This is a genomic window from Streptomyces sp. NPDC051018, assembly GCF_044456085.1.
Lineage (GTDB): Bacteria > Actinomycetota > Actinomycetes > Streptomycetales > Streptomycetaceae > Streptomyces.
The window spans coordinates 167,996-185,715 of the sequence record NZ_JBITFN010000009.1 but is presented as its reverse complement, the minus strand read 5'-3'; the positions used below and the strand labels follow the sequence as shown (position 1 = coordinate 185,715).

Genomic DNA, 17,720 nt, shown 5'->3' with positions numbered 1-17,720 from the left:
GGCGGGCTGTCAGCGATTCCGGAAGCCGGTCCTCCGGCGATTCCCCGGGCGGGAGCAGTACCGATATCGAGGCCGGGATCGGGGCCGGGTCCGGTACCGAGATCGACACCGGCGCCGGGGCCGGGACCGGGGCCGGCGCTCCGGCGCGTACCGGCGCCCTGGCGGTGACCGGGGTGCGGTACGAGACCGACGGCCACGCCCTGCTCACCGGCATCGACCTCGACGCGCACCCCGGTGAGACCGTCGGCCTCGTCGGCCCCAACGGCAGCGGCAAGACGACCCTGCTGCGCTGCGTCTACGGCACTCTGCGCCCCACGGCCGGACGGATCCTCCTCGACGGCGACGACCTCGTCACCCTCGGCCCCAAGGCGCGCGCCCGGCGGGTGGCGACCGTGCCGCAGGAGAGCCCCGCGGAGTTCGAGCTGACCGTGCGCGAGACCGTCCGGATGGGCCGCGCCCCGTACAAACGGTTCTGGGAGGCGGACACCGCCGAGGACACCGCGCTCACCGACGAGGCCCTCGCCCGGCTCGGCATCGCCGGCCTCGGCGACCGGGCCTTCCCGTCCCTGTCCGGCGGTGAGCGCCAGCGCGCCCTCGTCGCCCGTGCCCTCGTCCAGCGGCCCGCCCTCCTCGTACTCGACGAGCCCACCAACCATCTCGACATCCGGTACCAGCTGGAGATCCTCGGACTGATACGGGCCCTGGGCACCACCAGCCTCCTCGCCCTGCACGACCTCAATCTCGCCGCGTACTTCTGCGACCGCGTCCATGTCCTCAACGCCGGAACGGTCGTCGCCTCCGGCGCCCCCGGGGACGTCCTCACCTCCGAACTTCTCGCCGAGGTCTACCGGGTCAGGGCCGACGTCACCGTGCACCCGGCCACCGGAGCACCCTCCATCACCTATCTGCCTTCCGAATGGTGAGCGCGCCGCGTCCGTCATTCGAGATCACATTCCGGATCCCGGACCGGGAATCGATACGATGACCGCATGGTTCATCCAGACATGCGAGACAAGACGCCGGGCGGGTCACCGCTGCTCGTGGCGCGGCTGCATGTCGATCTGTGCCGCCTCGCCAGCGCGATGTGTACCTGAGCAGTCAGCTCATCCGATCCCCACCCCCTCGCGCGGGGGCCGAGCCGCGCGCCCACCGCCCTTCGACTGGAGTCCACGCCATGGCCATCGAGGTCCGCATCCCGACCATCCTCCGCACCTACACCGACGGCGCCAAGGCCGTCGAGGGCAGCGGCGACACCCTTGCCGAGCTGTTCGCCGACCTGGAGACCCGGCACGCGGGCATCCGGGAGCGCATCGTGGACAACGCCAACGGCGACCAGCTCCGCCGCTTCGTCAATGTGTATCTGAACGACGAGGACGTCCGCTTCCTCGACGGCATCTCCACCAAGCTCTCCGACGGCGACAACGTCACGATCCTTCCCGCGGTCGCCGGCGGAATGCGCTGATGCGCTACGACTCCCCGCTCGCCGCGGTCGGCAACACCCCGCTGGTTCGCCTCCCGCGGCTGTCGCCCTCGGACGACGTCCGTATCTGGGCCAAGCTGGAGGACCGCAATCCGACCGGCTCGATCAAGGACCGCCCCGCGCTCCATATGATCGAGCAGGCGGAGAAGGACGGCCGCCTCACCCCCGGCTGCACGATCCTGGAGCCGACCTCCGGCAACACCGGCATCTCGCTCGCCATGGCCGCGAAGCTCAAGGGCTACCGCATCGTGTGCGTCATGCCGGAGAACACCAGCGAGGAGCGCCGCCAGCTCCTCGCGATGTGGGGCGCGGAGATCATCTCGTCCCCGGCGGCGGGGGGCTCCAACACCGCCGTCCGGGTCGCGAAGGAGCTGGCCGCGGAGAACCCGTCCTGGGTGATGCTCTACCAGTACGGCAACGCCGCGAACGCGGGTGCCCACTACGCCACCACCGGCCCCGAGATCCTCGCGGACCTCCCCTCCGTCACCCACTTCGTGGCGGGCCTCGGCACCACCGGCACGCTCATGGGCGTGGGCCGCTACCTCCGCGAGCACGTCCCCGGCGTCCATATCGTCGCGGCCGAGCCCCGCTACGACGACCTCGTCTACGGGCTCCGCAACCTCGACGAGGGGTTCGTCCCCGAGTTGTACGACGCCTCCGTGCTCACCACCCGCTTCTCCGTCGGCTCCGCGGACGCCGTCACCCGCACCCGTGAACTCCTCCAGCAGGAGGGCATCTTCGCGGGCGTCTCCACCGGCGCGGCGCTCCATGCCGCGATCGGCGTCGGCCGCAAGGCCCTCAAGGCGGGCGAGCCGGCCGACATCGTCTTCGTCGTGGCCGACGGCGGCTGGAAGTACCTCTCGACGGGCGTCTACACCGCCCCGACGACGGAAGCGGCCATCGAAACCCTCCACGGCCAACTCTGGGCCTGACCCCCCAGGCGCGCCGCGCCCCTGCCCGTACCCCGCCCGCCGGGGTACGGGCATTTCCGCGCCTGCCCGGCGGGGCGCGAGCATTTTCAGCCCATCCGGGGGGCCGATTTTTCAGCCTGTCCGGTGCGGTGCGTGCTGTTCCGGCCTGTCCGGCGGGGTTGCTGCTTTTCCAGCCCGTCCGGCGTTTGTGGACGGACTCGTATCGGGTCCGCGGTGCCGGTTTGGGGGTGGGTGTGCCCTGTTCCGGCCTGTCCGGCGGGGTTGCTGCTTTTCCAGCCCGTCCGGCGTTTGTGGACGGACCCGCACCGGGTCCCCGGTGCGGGTCCGGGCGGGGGCGCGCCGGAGATCGAGCCCGTCCGGCGTTTGCGGACGAACCCCGCACCGGGTCCACCGTGCCTCCGCCCCACCGCACCCCGCACGACCTGCGCGCCCCGCACACACCCACCCGCGCGCCCTCCGATTCAGTGACAGCGCAGGTGAGTTCCCCCACACCCCCCCGCTCCGGAGGAGCGGCCACTCCTTTTGCGCTTTACGCTCGACGAACCGCACGATCCACCCCCAGCCCTCCCCGTCAACGGAGGTTAAAGCTCCATGAAGCTCACCGTCGTCGGCTGCTCGGGGTCGTTCCCGTCCGCGGAATCGGCCTGTTCGAGCTACCTCGTAGAGGCCGACGGCTTCCGGCTGCTCCTCGACATGGGCAACGGTGCCCTCGGCGAGCTGCAGCGCCATGTCGGTCTCTATGACCTCGATGCCATTTTCCTCAGCCATCTGCACGCGGATCACTGCATCGACATGTGCGGGTACTTCGTCGCCCGCTACTACCGCCACGAGGGCGGCCGGTGCGACGCCATCCCCGTCTACGGCCCCGAAGGCACCGAACAGCGCCTGACCACCGCGTACGGCGACACCCCGTCCACCGCCTCCATGAGCGAGGTCTTCGACTTCCACACACTGAAGCCCGGCAGCTTCGACATCGGCCCCTTCACCGTCCGTACGGAACGGGTCTCCCACCCCGTCGAGGCGTATGGAATCCGGCTGGAGCACGGCGGCCGGACACTGACGTACTCCGGTGACACGGGTGTCTGCGACGCCCTGCACGAACTCGCGGACGGAGCCGATCTGTTCCTGTGCGAGGCGTCCTTCACCCATGGCAAGGAGGACATCCCGGATCTCCACCTCAACGGCCGCGAGGCCGGTGCCGAGGCACGGCGCTCACGGGTGGGGCGGCTGGTCCTGACCCATATCCCGCCGTGGACGGACGGCGCCCGGAACCTCGCGGACGCCCGCGCGGTCTACCCCGGCCCGGCCGAGATCGCGGCGGCCGGCGCGGTGTACGAGGTCTGATTTCGCCGACCGGCACCCCCACGGACGCCGGGACCCACGCACAGCCGCCCGTACGACACCGGACGCACGAGGTGACGGAACCCCGGCACAGACGGTACAGACGTGCAGACGGTGAGATACCGCCCCAACCGCACCATCCGCCGTCCCGTTCCGGCAGCGGGGGCACATCGACGACCGGGGCCCCGGACCCGTACAGACGACGGAACCGGGGCCCGGCCCGAGCGGCCGGCAGTGGTCTATTTCGCTTCGGCCTTCTGGAGTTCCGCCAGTTCCTCGTCCGACTCGCGTCCCGGTGTCGGCAGATTGAACCTGGTGATCGCGAACCGGAACACGACGTAGTAGACCGCCGCGAAGCCGAGGCCCACCAGAGCCAGCCCCCACGGGTTGGACGCGATCCCCAGATTGAGCAGGAAGTCCACCGCGCCCGCCGAGAAGCCGAAGCCGTCCTTCATGCCGAGTGCCCAGGTCAGCGCCATGGAGACACCGGTCAGCAGCGCGTGGATCGCGTACAGCACCGGCGCGATGAACATAAACGTGAACTCGATGGGCTCCGTCACACCGGTGACGAACGAGGTGAGCGCCAGCGAGAACATCATGCCGCCGACGACCTTGCGCCGCTCCGGCCGCGCACAGTGCACGATCGCGAGACACGCGGCGGGCAGGGCGAACATCATGATCGGGAAGAAGCCCGTCATGAACTGCCCGGCGCTCGGGTCACCCGCCAGGAAGCGGGCGATGTCACCGCTCTTGCCCTCGTACTCACCGGCCTGGAACCAGGGGAACGAGTTCAGCAGATGGTGCATGCCGACGGGGATCAGCGCACGGTTGACCACACCGAAGATGCCCGCGCCCGCCGCTCCGGAGCCGACCAGCCACTCGCCGAAGTCGTGCAGACCCGTGCCGAGGACCGGCCAGATGAATCCGAAGACGATGCCGATGATCAGTCCGGCGAATGCGGACAGAATCGGGACCAGCCGACGGCCGCCGAAGAAGCCCGCCCAGTCGGGCAGCCGGGTGCGGTAGAACCGCTGATAGATCAGGGCGACGACCAGGCCCATCACCACACCGCCGAGGACCTTGGCGTCCACGGGCGCGTCGGTCATGACTATCTTGCCGTCGATGACCTTGGCGACCTTCGGCAGATTACTGTCCGTGAAAGTGGCCAGCACGTTCTTGAACACCAGATAGCCGACGACCGCAGCGAGTGCTGTGGAACCGTCCGACTTCTTGGCGTAACCGATCGCGATACCGACGGCGAACAGCAGCGCCATGTTGTCGAGGATCGCATTGCCGCCGGCCGCCATATATCCGGCGATCTCGGTGATGAAGGTCGGGAACGACTCCCGGCCGAGCATGTCGGCATTGCCGAGCCGGACCAGAAGCGCGGCCGCGGGCAGCACCGCGACCGGCAGCATGAGGCTGCGGCCGATGCGCTGCATGACAGCCATCGCGCCCGCGCCCTTCTTCTTGTCAGCCGTGGGGGCTGCGCCAGCCGTGGACATCAACATCCTCCTGGAGAACAAGGCGTCGCCCAGGGACGGAACAGGGGGAGGCGACGTCTCAGGTGGGGGAACGCGGCGCTGGACACCGCGTGGTCTAAACCATTGAGTGGTGTAGACCTGTTGTAGCACGTGAGGGATAGATAAGGAACCTTCGAATTCATGCCATCCGGTATCGAGTGCTTTTCGTGACACAAACCCCGGGGGCGGCCCCGTGAGCTGCGAGGGCAATCCCGGGGCGGTCTCCGCCCTTGCCGCCTCGCATGGCCCGGAAAATGGGTCGGCCCGATCCGTGCTACCGGCATCCGTGCCGAAGGGGCGGAACACGGGGGAATTCCATAAAAGGCGACGGAAGGCGACGGAAGGCGACGGAAGGTAACGGAAGCCGACGGAAGGTCATCGAAGTCGGCGCAAGGTGATCGAAGGTGACGGAAAGGCGCCGGGAGCATACGGAAGGTGCTGGGGCCGGCGGAAGGCGGCGCAGGCCGATGAAAGCCGGCCGAAGTGATCCGTACATCGGCCCGGACCCGGAAACCCGGACCCCGATGCCCGGGCCACGGACCCCGGGCCCCGACCTCGGACTACGGACCCCGACCTCGGATCCCGGCCCCGGACCGATTGCCGGTGCCCTGCGACGGCCGCGACCGCCTTTCGGCGCCTATTTGATGTTGTCGCGCTCCATCTCCTCGCCCACCTCTTCCGGCTCGCGCCCCGGCGTCGGCAGATTGAACCTGGTGATCGCGAACCGGAAGATCGCGTAGTAGACCACCGCGAAACCGAGCCCGATCGGAATGATCAGCCAGGGTTTCGTCGCCAGGCTCCAGTTGATGACGTAGTCGATCAGACCGGCCGAGAAACTGAATCCGTCCTTCACGCCCAGCGCCCAGGTCAGCGCCATCGACACACCCGTGAGCACCGCGTGGATCGCGTACAGCACCGGGGCGACGAAGAGGAACGAGTACTCGATCGGCTCGGTGATCCCGGTCACGAGGGACGTCAGACCGACCGACAGCATCAGCCCGCCGATCTCCTTGCGGCGGTGCGGTCTCGCGGAGTGGGTGATGGCCAGCGCCGCGGCGGGCAGGGCGAACATCATGATCGGGAAGAAGCCCGTGGTGAACTGGCCCGCGTTCGGGTCACCCGCCAGGAACATCGTGATGTCACCGTGCACGACCGTGCCGTCCGGCTTGGTGTAGCTGCCCAGCTGGAACCAGATGGGGACGTTCAGGAACTGGTGCAGACCGATGACCAGCAGCGCCCGGTTGGTCACACCGAAGATGCCCGAGCCCCACGCCCCGAGGCTCACCAGCCAGTCGCTGAAGCTCTCCAGCGCGTCGCCGATCGGCGGCCAGATCCACAGGCAGAGCGCGGCGAAGGCGATCGCGACGAACGACATGATGATCGGGACGAGCCGGCGGCCGTTGAAGAAGCCCAGCCAGTCGACCAGCTTGGTGCGGTGGTAGCGCTGCCAGAAGTAGGCGGCCAGCAGGCCGATGACGATACCGCCGAAGACCCCGGGGTTCTGATATGTGAACGGGGTGACCGTTTTGTCGACCCCCTGGCACCCGGTGACCACGACCTGGCTGCCGACCTCACAGGACTTGGGGAACTGCCGCAGCACGTTGTAGTAGACGAGGAAGCCCACGACCGCGGCGAGCGCCGTCGAGCCGTCCGACCTCTTCGCCATCCCGATCGCCACACCTACGCAGAACAGCATCGGCAGACCGATGTTGGCGTCGAGCAGCGCACCGCCGGCGCCGGCCATCACCTTGGCGACGTCGTTCCAGCCGAGGCCGTCCTGGCCGAAGACATCGGGCTGGCCGAGCCGGTTGAGAATGCCGGCCGCCGGCAGTACGGCGATGGGCAGCTGAAGGCTGCGGCCCATCTTCTGAAGCCCTTGGAACAGCTTGCTCCACGCTGACGGCTGCTGTGCGGCGGTGCTCTCAGAGGCCATCGGCATCCTCCCGGGACTGTGCCTGGTTCGGCGGGTGTTGCACACTGGTGTAGACCAGTTGCGGTACGGCCCCGGGGTCCGGCCTCGCGGGGCCGTGGCCGGGGCACCGGTGAACGTCATCATTCGGGACAGGGTGGTTACTCGCCCGTGAAGATGGGCCAACCGTGCGTTACCGTGACAAAGCGGACCGATGGTGGGCCGAGGCAGTGCTGAGCGCCTTCCGGGCGCCCTTGAAGATCAGGGAGAAGACATGGCCAGCAAGGCTGAGAAGATCGTCGCCGGGCTCGGTGGAATCGACAACATCGAGGAGATCGAGGGCTGCATCACCCGCCTCCGTACCGAAGTCGCCAACCCGGAGCTCGTCGACGAAGCCGCGCTGAAGGCCGCGGGGGCGCATGGTGTCGTCAAGATGGGGACGGCGATCCAGGTCGTGATCGGCACGGACGCGGACCCGATCGCGGCGGACATCGAGGACATGATGTAGCCGTCCGCTTCCCGGCCGGGCACCTGGCCCGGCTTCCCGGCCCGGTTCCGGCCCCTCGGGGGAGGGATCCGGGCACGGGCGGGAGCCCGGTGAGGGGCGGATAGGCTCATGACCATGTCTCGAATCGACGGCCGCACCCCCGAACAGCTCCGCCCGGTCACCATCGAACGCGGATGGAGCAAGCACGCCGAGGGCTCCGTCCTCATCTCCTTCGGCGACACCAAGGTCTTCTGCACCGCCTCCGTCACCGAGGGCGTGCCGCGCTGGCGCAAGGGCAGCGGCGAGGGCTGGGTCACCGCCGAGTACTCGATGCTGCCGCGCTCCACCAACACCCGCGGCGACCGTGAGTCCGTACGCGGCAAGATCGGCGGCCGTACGCACGAGATCAGCCGGCTCATCGGGCGCTCCCTGCGCGCGGTCATCGACTACAAGGCCCTCGGCGAGAACACCATCGTCCTCGACTGCGATGTCCTCCAGGCCGACGGCGGCACCCGCACCGCCGCGATCACCGGCGCCTATGTCGCCCTCGCCGACGCCGTCGCCTGGGCCCAGAACAAGAAGCTCGTACGGGCCGGCCGCCAGCCCCTCACCGGCACCGTCAGCGCGGTCTCCGTGGGCATCGTGGGCGGTACGCCGCTGCTCGACCTCCGCTACGAGGAGGATGTGCGCGCCGACACCGATATGAACGTCGTCTGCACCGGCGACGGCCGGTTCGTCGAGGTCCAGGGCACCGCGGAGGCGGAGCCCTTCGACCGCAAGGAGCTCAACGCGCTACTGGACCTCGCGACCGCGGGCTGCACGGACCTCGCGGCGCTCCAGCGCGCGGCGCTCGAACGCACCGATTCCCCGGGCTGACCGCGCCCCACGGTCCGCCCGGGCCGCAGGCGCCCGCCGACCCGCTCCAAGGGCTTCGCGCTGCCGGGCTCCCGGGTAAAGAAGCAACCAAGAGCGCCCTCGTGGGCGTCGTACTCGTCACGGGCGCACGGGCCGAACCGTGCGCCCGTCCACATCCGGGGAGGGACCGTTTCCATGCCTGCGCGCCGCCGCATCGCACTCACGCTCGCCACCGTCGCACTCTTCGTGCCGGTCACCGTCGGCTGCAGCGCCGTCGACAAGGTCCTCGACTGCGTCGAGACCGCCGACGCCATCGCCACCAGTGTCGACAAACTCCAGGAGGCCGTCTCCAGCGCGGCCGACGACCCGACCAAGGCACGTGAGGCCCTCGACTCCATCGACAAGGAGCTGGACAACCTCAGCGACAAGACGGACAACGCGGACCTGAGCAAGGCCGTCGACGACCTCAACACCGGCGTCGACAATGTGCGCAAGTCGATCGAGAGCGGCGACGCGACCCCCGACCTCAAGCCGGTGACGGACGCGGCCACGGAGATCGGCAAGGTCTGCAGCCCCTGAGGGTGCGGAGCGAGGGGGCAGCCCACGTGCCCCTTCAGGGCCCTGCCGGCGGAGAGCCGTGCCGTCGTGGAGCCCTGGCGGCGAACGGTCGTGCCGACAGACAAGTCGTGCCGGCGGACGGTCGTGCCGGCGCACGGCCGACGAGCGCGAGCCGAATCCGCCGGAACCCGTACGCGGACCCCCGCCCGGCCCGGATCCGGCGGCGGGAGGGAGCCCCGGCGAAGGCCGGCCCCCGGGCGCCGGATAATCGGGGCATGACCCGTATCGTCCTCGCCACCCGCAACGCCGGGAAGATCACCGAACTCAGGGCCATCCTCGCCGACGCGGGTCTGCCGCACGACCTCGTCGGCGCGGATGCCTACCCCCATCTCCCCGACGTCAAGGAAACCGGCGTCACCTTCGCGGAGAACGCCCTGCTCAAGGCCCACGCCCTGGCCAGTGCCACCGGCCTGCCTGCCGTCGCCGACGACTCCGGCCTCTGCGTCGACGTCCTCGGCGGCGCCCCCGGTATCTTCTCCGCACGCTGGGCCGGCACCCATGGCGACGACACCGCCAACCTCAATCTGCTCCTCGCCCAGCTCTCCGACATCGAAGCCCCCCACCGGGGCGCGTACTTCGCCTGTGCGGCGGCCCTCGCCCTCCCCGACGGTACGGAACGCGTGGTCGAAGGCCGCCTCACCGGCACCCTCCGCCACACCCCCGCCGGCACCAACGGCTTCGGCTACGACCCGATCCTCCAGCCCGACGGCGAGACCCGCACCTGCGCCGAACTGTCCCCGCAGGAGAAGAACGCCATCAGCCACCGCGGCAAGGCCTTCCGCGCCCTGGTCCCGGTGGTCCGGGAGCTGGTGGGCTGAGCGCACAGGCCCGCAGGGAGGTCAAGGCAAGAGGGGCGCGATTCCACAGGAACCGCGCCCTTCTCGTGGGCCCGGTGGGACTCGAACCCACGACACACCGGACCTAAACCGGCGCCCTCTTGGCCAGCTGGGGTACGGACCCGTGGCGCCTACTTTACTGCTCGGCGGGAGGTCACCGTGCGATGGGACGGTTTCGAGAACGACCTTGTCTGACTGTGGCACGACGGACACAAGTACCGTAGGTTCTCGATGCGGTTGTCCCGTCGGTCCCCGTTGATGTGGTCGATCTCCAGGACGAGTCGCTTGCCCTGCCAGATGTCTCCGATTCCGCACGCCGAGCAGTGGTGAGGCGCGTCGAGATCGTCGAGCGCGCGCCTCAGGAGGAACGTCTTCGTTCGGGAGGAGCCGGGAGGGAGCTTCCGCAGGATGTCGGCCGAGGGTCTGCGGTACGGAGAGCGGGTTCCCCGGAGATGGCTTTGACCTCTGAAGTGGTCCGTGGATATTCCATGAGCCTCCAGACCCCGCTGGACCAGTGCACGGCCGGATCCGGTGTCGACGATGCCGAGGGTCCGGAGAACACCGGCCAGGCTCACGGACGCCGTGACAGCCGAGACCAGCTCGTCGCGGGGCGGGATGCCTGGGGCGTACCGTCGCCCGCTGGTGAAGTGGGATGTGTCGATGCCGAACTGGTCGAGCCTCTTCCTGATGTGGCTGTAGGGTCCATCGTCCGGAGAGACGCCCATGTAGATCAGCATGTCCCGGATGCTGGAAGAGGCTGCGGCGGCTTCCTCCAGAAGCTCTCGGGGGTACGCTCGTGGCGGCCGTTCGGGTAGAGGCTCGTTGGCGAAGTGCGATGTGTCGATGCCGTAGTGAGCCAACCTGTCCCGCAGATATCTGCGAGGCCCACTGCCGAGCGGTGCGCCGACCCTGCGCATCAGATCGACCAGGCTGGTGGCCATGGGGGCCGTACGCTCGAGCAGATGCCGTGGGTACTTCGCCGTGCTCATGTCGACTGCCTCCGCTTGCGTCCCCGGTATGTGTCCGTCACGGCATGGCAGTTGGGGCAGAGGAGCCTGAGGTTGTCCCGCCGGTTGTCCCACCAGTCGCCGTTGATGTGGTCGACTTCGAGCCGGAGGGGTAGGCCGTTCCACTCCGTCCCGATGTGGCACATGGCGCACCGCTCAGGAACCCCGGTGCGCACAAGCTCGCGCCGCAGACGTTTCCCTGGGACCCGGCCGCTCTCCGGGGTCCTGAGCACGAGAAGAGGGCCCCGCTTCCTCTTGGGCCCGCTCGCCGCAGTGAAGTGGGAGGTATCGACGCCGAGCCTGGCAATACGGCGCGCGATGTGTGAGTGGTTGCCGCCGACAGGGCTGATCCCGAGGTGCCGGACGACTTCGGCCACACTGCAGGACGACGCCACCACATCGCGCAGTCTTCCGTCGGTGTGACGCACACCGGAGGTGGCGAAGTGCGAGATGTCGATCCCCGCCTCGATCATCTTCTCGCGCAGATAGCGGCGGCTGCCCGGAGTCGGAGTGCCGCCGCACCACCGCACCGCTTCGTCGAGCGTGTCCGTCTGGTGTGCCGCTTCCCTCAATCGCTCGGCTGTGTACCTCAACCTCATGCTGTTTCCCCGTCCCGGCCGCCCGTACGCGGCCCGAACTGGTTAACGAACCGGTCCCCGGGTAGTCACGTCCGGAATGCGGAATGGCCTGCGTCACTTTCCTGGGGGTTCCGGGAAAGGGGACGCAGGCCATCCGGTGCTGCCGGGAGGCGGCGGGGGAGATCAGATCCCCAGGTCCTTGATGATCTTCGCCACGTGCCCTGTCGCCTTCACGTTGTACAGCGCACGCTCGACCTTGCCCTCCTCGTCCACGACCACCGTGGAGCGGATGACACCGGTCACGACCTTTCCGTACAGCTTCTTCTCACCGAAGGCGCCGTACGCCGTCAGGACCGACTTGTCCGGGTCACCGACCAGGGTGACCTTGAGGTTCTCCTTCTCACGGAACTTCGCGAGCTTCTCGGGCTTGTCGGGAGAGACGCCGATCACGTCGTAACCCGCGTCCGCCAGCAGCTCCAGGTTGTCCGTGAAGTCGCAGGCCTGCTTGGTGCAGCCGGGGGTCAGAGCCGCGGGGTAGAAGTACACGATGACCTTCCGGCCCTTGTGCGACGCGAGGGAGACCTCGTTGCCGTCGGCGTCGGGCAGGGTGAAGTCGGGGGCGGTGTCGCCGGGCTGGAGTCGCTCGCTCATGGGTCTCCTCGGAAGGCGTGCGTGCTGTACGCCGTCGAGCGTAATAGGGGTGCCGCCGGGTGCGGCGGCGTCCGAGCTGACAGACTGTCGGGGAGGAACCATTCCATACGACCACGGAGGCGGCGCGGTGTCGGACGCGAGGACCCCTGCGCAGATCGAGGCGGACATCGTCCGCAGGCGCGACCAGCTTGCCGAGACGCTGGACGAGATCGGGGTGCGGGTGCACCCCAAGACGATCATCGGTGATGCCAGGGCCAAGGTCGTCGCGACCGTGGATCAGACGACGGGCCGCGCGATGGACGCCGTACACCGTACGGTCCTGGACGTCCGGGCGAAGTTCGTCAAGGAGGACGGCGCGCCCCGGCTGGAGCGGCTGCTTCCGGTGGCCGCGGTCGTCGTGGGCCTCGCCGGGCTGCTCGCCGTCTCCGCGCGCCGTCGCAAGGGCTGACGAGCCGCCGAAGCCGCAGGACCCGGAGGCGTGCGGAACCCTCCGGGGCAGGTAGGTTCGACGCGTGAGCGCCAACAGCCATGAACAGAGCACCCAGCACGACAAGCTCCCCATCCGGATGCTGCACGACCGTGTCCTGGTCAGGACCGACATCCCGGAGGGTGAGCGGCGTTCCACCGGCGGCATCGTGATCCCGGCCACGGCGGCGGTGGGCCGCCGTCTCGCCTGGGCCGAGGTGGTGGCCGTGGGCCAGAACGTACGGACCGTCGAGCCCGGCGACCGGGTCCTGTACGACCCCGAGGACCGTGCCGAGGTCGAGGTGCGCGGGGTGGCGTACGTACTGATGCGGGAGCGGGATCTCCACGCGGTGGCCGCCGACCGCTTCCAGGGCTCCGAGGGCTCCACGGGTCTGTATCTGTAGGCCGCCGGCGGGGGCCATCGGCTCGACGCGCGGGCCCGCGAGGCGGCCGGACGACTGCGGGCCCGGCCGGGGCGATCGCGGCTCCCTCGTGACGATTCCCGTGGAAGGCCGTCGGGGCGATCGCAGCTCCCCGGTCCGTACCGGGGGCGGAGCCGCCGGTCTCCCCTCCCGTGGCCACTGCCTGAGCGATCGCGGCTCCACGGCCCCGCCCACCGTCCGTCCTCAAACGCCGGACAGGCTGGAAATGACCGCCCACACCGGACCCGCCTGGTAGTTACCGCCACCCGGACCGTGGACGGCCCCCGGCCCACCGTCCGTCCTCAAACGCCGGACAGGCTGGAAGAAACCGCCCACGCCGGACGGGCTTGGAGTGGTTGCCCACGCCAGCACGGATCACCGGCCCCGGGGGCCAACGGGCCCGACGGCAGGTCACCGGCCCCCGGTCGGGCCCGTCGGAAGCCCCGCCGGGCCCCTGCTCGTGCTCCCGCCCACCGCCGCCGGGACGCTGCCGCTGCCGGCCCCGTCGTCCGCGCCACCCGAGCCCGGGGCGCCCGGTCTTTCCCGGCCGGCGAACCCCGGGGCCGCCGCGTCGTCGGCCGGGCCCCCCTCCGGCGGCGCCCCACCGGGTGTGAGACCCGGCGGGGGCGGTGGCACCCGGGTCGCCCCGGGCTGCTCAGGGCGCGCGGAGCCGCTCGCGCCCGGTGTGCCGGAGAGGCCGGGCGAGGACGAAGCCCCGCCCGGGGTCTCCTGTCCCGGGCTGGCGGTGGACGGCGGCGTGGACTGCTCCTCGGCCGCGCCCGCCCCCAGCCGCAGATCGAACTCCACGATCTCCACGCCCGCCAGCGCCTCGCCCGTGTACTGCCCCCAGATCCTCGCGGGCGCCCCGCCGCCGTTGATCCTCGGCAGCCCCAGGGCCCCGTACAGCGGTTTCTGCACCCCCGTGTCCGGGTCCTGGCCCATCACCGCGACGACCGTCGCCAGCTCCGGTGTGTACCCCGCGAACCAGGCCGCCTTGTCCTCCTCCGCCGTGCCGGTCTTGCCTGCGGCGGGCCGGCCCGCGGACCGGGCGGCCGTACCGGTGCCGCCCTCGACGACGCCCTGGAGCACCGAGGTCGTCGTGTCGGCGGCTTCCCGGCTGACGACCTGCTCGGGCGCCTTCCGCGGCAGCCTCACCTCCACACCGTCCTTGGTGACCTTGGAGACGAGGGTGTACGTGCCGTGCCTCCCGTGGTTCGCCAGCGTCGCGTACGCCTCCGTCATGTCCAGGACGCTCGCGGTCGCCGGCCCGAGCGCGATGGAGGGGGAGGGGGTGAGATCGGGAGTGTCCGCCGGGATGCCGAGGTTCATCGCGGTCTGCTCGACCCGGGCCGGGCCCACGTCCACGGCCATCTGCGCGTACACCGAGTTAACGGACTTGTCGGTGGCGGCGCGCACGGTGGTGGGGCCGTAGGAGTACCCGTCCTCGTTCTCGGGGGCGTACGCGTTGCCGCTCCAGCCCTGGACCGGGCGCCGGTCCGTGCCGTCGTAGACGGTACCGGGGGTGATCCGGCGCCCGTCCTGGGTGCGGGAGCCGTTCTCGACGGCCGCGGTGAACACGAACGGCTTGAACGTGGAGCCGACCTGGTAGTCGCGGCGGGTGGCGTTGTTGACGTACTGCCTGGTGTAGTCGACCCCGCCGTACATCGCCACCACATGCCCGGTGGCCGGGTCGATCGACGCCCCGCCGACGCGTACGACGCGGTCGGCCGTGCGGTCCGGGTCCAGCCGGGACATCACCTCGTCGTCCACGGCCTGGGCGAGCGCCTCCTGCTTGGCGCGCTGCAGCGTGGTGGTGATGCGGTAGCCCCCGGTGGCCAGGGTTTTCTCGTCGATGATGTCGTTGGCGGTCAGATACTCCTCGACGGCCTGGACGACATAGCCGCGCTGTCCCGAGAGCCCGTTCGCGGGCTTGGCGCGCTCGGGCCGGGGGAAGGCCATCGCCGCCCGTTCGGCCGGGCTCAGCCAGCCCTGCTGGACCATGCCGTCGAGGGTGTAGTTCCAGCGTCCGAGCGCGGCGGGCGTGTTCTCGGGGTGGGTGACGACGTCGTACGCGCTCGGCGCGTTCAGCAGCGAGGCGAGATACGCGCCCTCGGCGGTGTTGATCCGGCTGATGTCCTTGCCGTAGTACGCCTGGGCCGCCGCCTGGACGCCGTAGGCGTTGCGCCCGAAGTAGCTGGTGTTGAGATAGCCCTGGAGGATCTCGCTCTTGCTCTGTTCACGGCTCAGCTTGATCGCGATGAAGAACTCCTTCCACTTCCGGGAGAGCGTCTGCTCCTGGCCGAGGTAGTAGTTCTTGACGTACTGCTGGGTGATCGTGGAGCCGGACTGCCTGCCCTTGCCGGTGAGCGTGTTCCAGGCCGCGCGGACCATCGCCTTGGGGTCGACCGCCCGTTCCGCGTAGAAGTCCCGGTCCTCCGCGGCCAGTACGGCGTGCTGCACCGCCAGCGGGATCTGCGCGAGCGGCACGTTCTCGCGGTTGACCTCGCCGTCGCGGGCGAGCTGGGTGCCGTCCTCGTACAGATAGACATTGGACTGGGCGGTGGCCGTGGCGTTCGCGGGCGGGATGTGGACGAGGGTGTAGCCGGCCGCGAATCCGCCGATCAGCAGGAGCGCGGCGCCCAGGACCGTGCCGAGGACCATGCGCCAGGTGGGCAGGAGCCGGCGTGGGCCGGTGCGCCGGCGGCGCGGCTTCCGGGGCGGGCGCCCGGCCCGGCCGGACGGTCCGCCGGGCGCGGGCGCGGGACCGGCGGCGGTCTCGTCCCGGGGGTTCCAGCCGTGCGGTGGCTCCTGGCTCATATGCACATAGTGCACTTTTCGGCGAGATATGCCCTGGATCTCCCCTGAAAATGCCTCGCGGAGGTCTGCCCGCCCGTACTAGGCTCGCGCGCTTTGGCGCCTTCGGGTTTCAGGCTCCGGTGTCCGGATTCCGGGCTCCGATGGGTCGGGTTTCCGGTTTCCGGTCCTGGAGGGGAAGGGGGAGGGGAACGTGCGGTTGTACGGTGTCGTCGCCGTCGGCTCGTTCCGGCGTTACGCGACCTACCGGATGGCGACGGCGGCGGGGGTCTTCACCAACACGGTTTTCGGTTTCATCCTGGCGTACACCTATATCGCCCTGTGGGACGAGCGCCCCCGGCTCGGCGGCTACGACGTCTCGCAGGCGCTCACCTATGTCTGGCTCGGGCAGGCGCTGCTGATGGCCTGCGCCATGATGGGCGGCGGCTTCGAGGACGAACTGGTCGAGCGTATCCGTACCGGAGACGTCGCCGTCGACCTCTACCGTCCCGCGGACCTCCAGCTCTGGTGGCTCGCGGGCGATCTGGGCCGGGCCGCCTTCCATCTCCTCGGCCGCGGCATCGTGCCGCTCGGGCTCGGCGCACTCGCCTTCGATCTCGCCCTGCCCGCCTCCCCGGTGACCTGGCTCGCCTTCCTGGGCGCGGTGTTCCTCGGCGTGGTGGTGAGCTTCGCCCTCCGCTTCCTGGTGGCGGTCTCCGCGTTCTGGCTGCTCGACGGCGCCGGGGTGGCCCAGATCGCCATGCTGGCGGGTCTGTTCTTCTCCGGGATGCTGCTGCCGCTCACCGTCTTCCCCGGGGCTCTCGGCGAGGTGGCACGCGCGCTGCCCTGGTCGGCCCTCCTCCAGGTCCCCGCCGATGTCCTGCTCGGCAGGCACACGGGCCGGGGCCTCGCCGAGGCGTACGCCTTCCAGGCGGGCTGGGCCGCCGTGCTGCTCACCGCCGGGCGCGCGCTGCAGTCACTCGCCACCCGCAGGGTGGTGGTCCAGGGTGGCTGAGACGCTGACGGCCGGCCTGCGCGCCTACGGACTGATCGCCGTGATGTGGATGCGCTCCACCATGACCTACCGCGCGTCCTTCGCGATGACGGCCTTCGGGAACTTCGCGGCGACCGCCTTCGACTTCATCGCCATCCTGCTGATGTTCTCGCACGTCGACGCCCTCGGCGGCTACTCGCTCGGCGAGATCGCGTTTCTGTACGGGGCGGCCGGAACCGCCTTCGGCCTCTCCGACCTGCTGCTGGGTTCGATGGAGCGGATCGGGCGCCGGGTGCGCGACGGCACCCTCGACACCCTTCTCCTGCGCCCGGCCCCCGTGCTCGCCCAGGTCGCCGCCGACCGCTTCGCGCTGCGCCGGCTGGGCCGGATCACCCAGGGCCTGATCGTCCTCGGCTACGGACTGACGGCGGTGGACGCCGACTGGACCCCTCTGAAGGTCCTGATGGTGCCGATGATGCTGCTGAGCGGCGCGGCGATCTTCGGGGCGGTGTTCGTCGCCGGGGCCGCGTTCCAGTTCTGGGCGCAGGACGCCGCGGAGGTACAGAGTTCGTTCACCTACGGCGGGAGCACGCTGCTCCAGTATCCGCCGACGGTCTTCTCCCGGGATCTGGTGCGCGGGGTGACCTTCATCGTGCCGCTGGCCTTCGTCAACTGGCTGCCCGCGCTGTATGTGCTGGACCGGCCCTATCCGCTCGATGTGCCGCAGTGGCTGGCGTTCCTGCCGCCCGTGGTCGCCGCCGGGTGCTGCTGGGCGGCGGCGCTGGTCTGGCGGGCCGGCCTTCGTTCGTACCGGAGTACAGGGAGCTGA

The 17,720-nt window shown here is 69.9% G+C and carries 19 protein-coding genes and 1 tRNA gene; 13 read left to right on the top strand and 7 right to left on the bottom strand.

Translation table 11 applies throughout. The features are described 5' to 3' along the window. The first annotated feature begins 158 nt into the window (after positions 1 to 158). From ACIBCM_RS17880 to ACIBCM_RS17860, 5 genes are all read left to right on the top strand, one after another. A complete protein-coding gene (locus tag ACIBCM_RS17880; protein WP_399244411.1) occupies positions 159 to 923 on the top strand; it encodes an ABC transporter ATP-binding protein in 765 nt (254 codons plus the stop codon). 66 nt (positions 924 to 989) lie between these two features. Beyond that, positions 990 to 1,094, top strand: a complete 105-nt coding sequence (locus tag ACIBCM_RS17875; protein ID WP_399244183.1) for a putative leader peptide — start codon at positions 990 to 992, stop codon at positions 1,092 to 1,094. A gap of 80 nt (positions 1,095 to 1,174) precedes the next feature. Continuing rightward, positions 1,175 to 1,462 (top strand): MoaD/ThiS family protein, encoded by a 288-nt coding sequence (locus ACIBCM_RS17870; RefSeq protein WP_399244181.1) that lies wholly within the window; start codon positions 1,175 to 1,177, stop codon positions 1,460 to 1,462. Next, positions 1,462 to 2,412 carry a PLP-dependent cysteine synthase family protein gene (locus ACIBCM_RS17865; protein ID WP_399244179.1) on the top strand — a complete coding sequence of 317 codons (951 nt, stop codon included), beginning with the start codon at positions 1,462 to 1,464 and terminating at the stop codon, positions 2,410 to 2,412. The genes ACIBCM_RS17870 and ACIBCM_RS17865 overlap by 1 nt, the downstream gene beginning before the upstream one ends. Positions 2,413 to 3,003: 591 nt before the next feature. Further along, entirely contained in the window at positions 3,004 to 3,756 is a 753-nt protein-coding gene (locus tag ACIBCM_RS17860; protein ID WP_399244177.1) for an MBL fold metallo-hydrolase, read from the top strand. 236 nt (positions 3,757 to 3,992) lie between these two features. Here the strand turns inward: ACIBCM_RS17860 and ACIBCM_RS17855 are convergent, their stop codons facing one another. Both ACIBCM_RS17855 and ACIBCM_RS17850 read right to left on the bottom strand, forming a co-directional pair. Next, entirely contained in the window at positions 3,993 to 5,258 is a 1,266-nt protein-coding gene (locus ACIBCM_RS17855; protein WP_399244175.1) for a PTS transporter subunit EIIC, read from the bottom strand. Between the two features lie 655 nt (positions 5,259 to 5,913). After that, entirely contained in the window at positions 5,914 to 7,209 is a 1,296-nt protein-coding gene (locus ACIBCM_RS17850; protein ID WP_399244173.1) for a PTS transporter subunit EIIC, read from the bottom strand. A 250-nt stretch (positions 7,210 to 7,459) separates the two neighbouring features. On the opposite strand from ACIBCM_RS17850, the gene ACIBCM_RS17845 reads away from it, so the two are divergent. The 4 genes from ACIBCM_RS17845 (at position 7,460) to rdgB (ending at position 9,963) form a co-directional block, all read left to right on the top strand. Then, positions 7,460 to 7,693, top strand: coding sequence for a glucose PTS transporter subunit EIIB (locus ACIBCM_RS17845; RefSeq protein ID WP_399244171.1), 234 nt, complete (start codon positions 7,460 to 7,462; stop codon positions 7,691 to 7,693). Positions 7,694 to 7,807: 114 nt separating this feature from the next. Then, positions 7,808 to 8,548, top strand: a complete 741-nt coding sequence (gene rph / locus ACIBCM_RS17840) for a ribonuclease PH (RefSeq protein WP_399244169.1) — start codon at positions 7,808 to 7,810, stop codon at positions 8,546 to 8,548. 174 nt (positions 8,549 to 8,722) lie between these two features. Beyond that, entirely contained in the window at positions 8,723 to 9,106 is a 384-nt protein-coding gene (locus tag ACIBCM_RS17835) for a hypothetical protein (protein ID WP_399244167.1), read from the top strand. Positions 9,107 to 9,360: 254 nt separating this feature from the next. Next, on the top strand, positions 9,361 to 9,963 hold the full coding sequence (rdgB, locus tag ACIBCM_RS17830) for an RdgB/HAM1 family non-canonical purine NTP pyrophosphatase (RefSeq protein ID WP_399244165.1): 603 nt from the start codon (positions 9,361 to 9,363) through the stop codon (positions 9,961 to 9,963). Between the two features lie 66 nt (positions 9,964 to 10,029). Here rdgB and ACIBCM_RS17825 read toward each other — a convergent pair. From ACIBCM_RS17825 to bcp, 4 genes are all read right to left on the bottom strand, one after another. Continuing rightward, positions 10,030 to 10,105 (bottom strand) — tRNA-Leu (locus tag ACIBCM_RS17825). A 7-nt stretch (positions 10,106 to 10,112) separates the two neighbouring features. Continuing rightward, on the bottom strand, positions 10,113 to 10,922 hold the full coding sequence (locus ACIBCM_RS17820; protein WP_399244163.1) for an HNH endonuclease signature motif containing protein: 810 nt from the start codon (positions 10,920 to 10,922) through the stop codon (positions 10,113 to 10,115). A gap of 44 nt (positions 10,923 to 10,966) precedes the next feature. After that, a complete protein-coding gene (locus tag ACIBCM_RS17815; protein ID WP_399244161.1) occupies positions 10,967 to 11,587 on the bottom strand; it encodes an HNH endonuclease in 621 nt (206 codons plus the stop codon). A gap of 162 nt (positions 11,588 to 11,749) precedes the next feature. Continuing rightward, positions 11,750 to 12,217, bottom strand: a complete 468-nt coding sequence (gene bcp, locus ACIBCM_RS17810; RefSeq protein WP_399244159.1) for a thioredoxin-dependent thiol peroxidase — start codon at positions 12,215 to 12,217, stop codon at positions 11,750 to 11,752. Between the two features lie 127 nt (positions 12,218 to 12,344). Between bcp and ACIBCM_RS17805 the strand changes: the two genes are divergently transcribed. Together ACIBCM_RS17805 and ACIBCM_RS17800 are read left to right on the top strand one after the other, a co-directional pair. Continuing rightward, complete coding sequence (locus ACIBCM_RS17805) at positions 12,345 to 12,665, top strand: DUF3618 domain-containing protein (RefSeq protein ID WP_399244157.1); 321 nt, start codon at positions 12,345 to 12,347, stop codon at positions 12,663 to 12,665. Between the two features lie 64 nt (positions 12,666 to 12,729). Next, complete coding sequence (locus tag ACIBCM_RS17800; protein ID WP_399244155.1) at positions 12,730 to 13,086, top strand: GroES family chaperonin; 357 nt, start codon at positions 12,730 to 12,732, stop codon at positions 13,084 to 13,086. Between the two features lie 429 nt (positions 13,087 to 13,515). Here the strand turns inward: ACIBCM_RS17800 and ACIBCM_RS17795 are convergent, their stop codons facing one another. Continuing rightward, entirely contained in the window at positions 13,516 to 15,921 is a 2,406-nt protein-coding gene (locus ACIBCM_RS17795; protein WP_399244153.1) for a transglycosylase domain-containing protein, read from the bottom strand. A 190-nt stretch (positions 15,922 to 16,111) separates the two neighbouring features. Between ACIBCM_RS17795 and ACIBCM_RS17790 the strand changes: the two genes are divergently transcribed. Both ACIBCM_RS17790 and ACIBCM_RS17785 read left to right on the top strand, forming a co-directional pair. Then, positions 16,112 to 16,912 (top strand): ABC transporter permease, encoded by an 801-nt coding sequence (locus ACIBCM_RS17790; RefSeq protein ID WP_399244151.1) that lies wholly within the window; start codon positions 16,112 to 16,114, stop codon positions 16,910 to 16,912. Between the two features lie 43 nt (positions 16,913 to 16,955). Further along, positions 16,956 to 17,720, top strand: a complete 765-nt coding sequence (locus tag ACIBCM_RS17785; protein WP_399244409.1) for an ABC transporter permease — start codon at positions 16,956 to 16,958, stop codon at positions 17,718 to 17,720.

What these genes read in the sequence shown, in the direction of transcription:
- ACIBCM_RS17855 (WP_399244175.1), bottom strand. Translation starts at nt 5,258, where the DNA reads ATGTCCACGGCTGGCGCAGCCCCCACGGCTGACAAGAAGAAGGGCGCG.
- ACIBCM_RS17820 (WP_399244163.1), bottom strand. Translation starts at nt 10,922, where the DNA reads ATGGCCACCAGCCTGGTCGATCTGATGCGCAGGGTCGGCGCACCGCTC.
- ACIBCM_RS17785 (WP_399244409.1), top strand. Translation starts at nt 16,956, where the DNA reads ATGTGGATGCGCTCCACCATGACCTACCGCGCGTCCTTCGCGATGACG.
- rph (WP_399244169.1), top strand. Translation starts at nt 7,808, where the DNA reads ATGTCTCGAATCGACGGCCGCACCCCCGAACAGCTCCGCCCGGTCACC.
- bcp (WP_399244159.1), bottom strand. Translation starts at nt 12,217, where the DNA reads ATGAGCGAGCGACTCCAGCCCGGCGACACCGCCCCCGACTTCACCCTG.
- ACIBCM_RS17795 (WP_399244153.1), bottom strand. Translation starts at nt 15,921, where the DNA reads ATGAGCCAGGAGCCACCGCACGGCTGGAACCCCCGGGACGAGACCGCC.
- ACIBCM_RS17875 (WP_399244183.1), top strand. Translation starts at nt 990, where the DNA reads ATGGTTCATCCAGACATGCGAGACAAGACGCCGGGCGGGTCACCGCTG.
- ACIBCM_RS17865 (WP_399244179.1), top strand. Translation starts at nt 1,462, where the DNA reads ATGCGCTACGACTCCCCGCTCGCCGCGGTCGGCAACACCCCGCTGGTT.
- ACIBCM_RS17815 (WP_399244161.1), bottom strand. Translation starts at nt 11,587, where the DNA reads ATGAGGTTGAGGTACACAGCCGAGCGATTGAGGGAAGCGGCACACCAG.
- ACIBCM_RS17850 (WP_399244173.1), bottom strand. Translation starts at nt 7,209, where the DNA reads ATGGCCTCTGAGAGCACCGCCGCACAGCAGCCGTCAGCGTGGAGCAAG.
- rdgB (WP_399244165.1), top strand. Translation starts at nt 9,361, where the DNA reads ATGACCCGTATCGTCCTCGCCACCCGCAACGCCGGGAAGATCACCGAA.
- ACIBCM_RS17835 (WP_399244167.1), top strand. Translation starts at nt 8,723, where the DNA reads ATGCCTGCGCGCCGCCGCATCGCACTCACGCTCGCCACCGTCGCACTC.
- ACIBCM_RS17860 (WP_399244177.1), top strand. Translation starts at nt 3,004, where the DNA reads ATGAAGCTCACCGTCGTCGGCTGCTCGGGGTCGTTCCCGTCCGCGGAA.
- ACIBCM_RS17870 (WP_399244181.1), top strand. Translation starts at nt 1,175, where the DNA reads ATGGCCATCGAGGTCCGCATCCCGACCATCCTCCGCACCTACACCGAC.
- ACIBCM_RS17845 (WP_399244171.1), top strand. Translation starts at nt 7,460, where the DNA reads ATGGCCAGCAAGGCTGAGAAGATCGTCGCCGGGCTCGGTGGAATCGAC.